This is a genomic window from Alkalibacterium sp. s-m-28 (assembly GCF_054658175.1).
The window spans coordinates 1-2,052 of the sequence record NZ_BAAGIQ010000173.1 but is presented as its reverse complement, the minus strand read 5'-3'; the positions used below and the strand labels follow the sequence as shown (position 1 = coordinate 2,052).

2 protein-coding genes are annotated in these 2,052 nt (G+C 41.4%); both read left to right on the top strand.

Annotated elements, in window-relative coordinates; all coding sequences use genetic code 11:
- Window positions 1-162: 162 nt before the first annotated feature.
- Window positions 163-768, top strand: coding sequence for a ribosome biogenesis GTP-binding protein YihA/YsxC (gene yihA, locus ACYQ4S_RS11705; RefSeq protein WP_091269044.1), 606 nt, complete (start codon window positions 163-165; stop codon window positions 766-768).
- Window positions 765-1,889: a Rossmann-fold NAD(P)-binding domain-containing protein gene (locus ACYQ4S_RS11700; protein ID WP_459771308.1), complete on the top strand. Its 1,125-nt coding sequence runs from the start codon at window positions 765-767 to the stop codon at window positions 1,887-1,889. Before yihA ends, ACYQ4S_RS11700 begins: the two co-directional genes overlap by 4 nt.
- Window positions 1,890-2,052 lie beyond the last annotated feature (163 nt).

The following is a 2,052-nucleotide window of genomic DNA, read 5'->3' as shown; positions in this document are numbered from 1 at the left end:
TAAGTGATGAATGTTTGTTTTTAGTGAACTTCATTTTATCAGATTAAGGGGGGAAGAGGTGCCTTTTTGTATTTTAATTGATAGAGCAACGATAGTTGCATTAAAACAACACGAAAAAACAAAAAAAATGGTAATTACTATTATGTAACTGGAGGAGAAAAAATGAATAGTGATAAGATCCAACATGCTGACATCACCATAAGTGCCGTATCTCCTTCTCAATATCCAGATGATGGTTTAACTGAAATAGTCCTTGCGGGGCGCTCCAACGTGGGGAAATCGACCTTCATCAATACGATGGTCAACCGAAAAAAACTAGCTAGAACATCGGGTAAACCCGGGAAGACCCGCACACTTAACTTTTTTAATATAGAAAATGAACTGTTTTTCGTTGATGTACCAGGATATGGATACGCTAAAGTATCTAATGCAGAACAGAACAAATGGGGCAGAATGATGACTGATTATTTTGCTACCAGAGAAGAACTGGCACTCGGAATCCTATTAGTCGACTTCAGACACGAACCGACTGATCTGGATATTCAGATGTATGATTTATATAAATACTATGATATTCCCGTACTTATTGTCGCTACTAAGGCGGATAAGATAAAAAAATCAAAATACAACAAGCATTCAAGTATCATCAGAAAAACACTTGAAATAGAACCCGGCGACAAGCTGTTCACATTCTCCTCTATGACTAGAGAAGGTCGGAAGGAAATATGGGATGAGATTTTGACGTATGTAGGGGATGAGAGAGAATGAAACTTTTAATGTATGGGGTAAATAGAGATACCGTCTCTTCTGACGATATTCACAAGTACAGTCTGACCCGTGCATCCAGAAGAGAACATCTACACGATATACATGCATTCGATGGAGTAAGTGAAGTTGTACTGCTTGTTACTGAAAACAGGAATGAATACTATCTGTATGTAGATGAGAAAGATTTCAAACACGGCGATCTTCTACGCTATCTGTCACAGTATACAGATAAAATGCTTGAAGAAGTGATTCTCGAAACCTACAGCAAGTTCAATGAAGATGTGGTCAGGCATCTCCTGAATTTATCCAGCAATGTTGAGACGGCTGAACAGCATTCCTATGAACCGGTAGATATCATCGATCAGGCGCTCATGGATGCAGTTGAAGAGAAGACTGCCGGACCTGTCCTGCAGATGCTGTTTAAGAACGCTGTCGACTTTTCTCTTGATTTATGTGAAAAGGAATCGATCAGACCATTGCTTCAAGGGAACGTTCCCCGAGCCGTGCGTTCGATCCGCTCTATGCTTGAACCTTCTGGAGATCATCACTATTGTGTAATAGGCAATGAAGACCTTACAAATCAGATAATCAAACATTTTTCTGGTTCAGACTTCGGGTCTCTAACGGTTCTTTACCGCAATGAACATACTGAACGGTCTGTAGAAGAACTGAAAAGATGGTTGGCTATTACTAATCAGCAGAACCGTATCAAACTGATTCATCTTGTTGATTCCAGTCAGTTTCTCTACAGACTCGCAAAAGCAGATGCTCTACTCATCGGCACGTGCGAAAATCATAACTGCATTTCTGAAGAACTGCTGCAGGATATGTTCGAAATGCGTCCTACTGCAAAGAACCAGCTGATATTCGACTTTAGTACTGCTCAGGACGAGACTGTCTTTTCCAGATACGCGTCGCTTACTTATAAGCACATCGAAGACGAAGCTAAGAAGCAGTACGATACTGAAACGATGGAATCTGCACAGACAGCCTTTGAGGAGCTGATATCAGTTGCTACAGGTCAGTATATGAACAGATACAATGAGATACAGGAATGCCAGCAGTTTCCTGCCTTAAAAAAGCTGCAGCCGATTAAAGAAATGGCGTCAGCAGAAAAATAAATCAGGTCGTGTAAAAGAGTCAGGATTCTGACTCTTTTTTTTTCGTGCGCCCGGCATGGGCGACAACTTGGTGGTGAAAGTCCACTACAGACTTGGCAGTAGGAACTGTTAGCGAAAGTCAAGGGTGTCCGCCGTGAGGCGGAATCTGAAGGAAGACGGACGC

What these genes read in the sequence shown, in the direction of transcription:
- yihA (WP_091269044.1), top strand. Translation starts at nt 163, where the DNA reads ATGAATAGTGATAAGATCCAACATGCTGACATCACCATAAGTGCCGTA.
- ACYQ4S_RS11700 (WP_459771308.1), top strand. Translation starts at nt 765, where the DNA reads ATGAAACTTTTAATGTATGGGGTAAATAGAGATACCGTCTCTTCTGAC.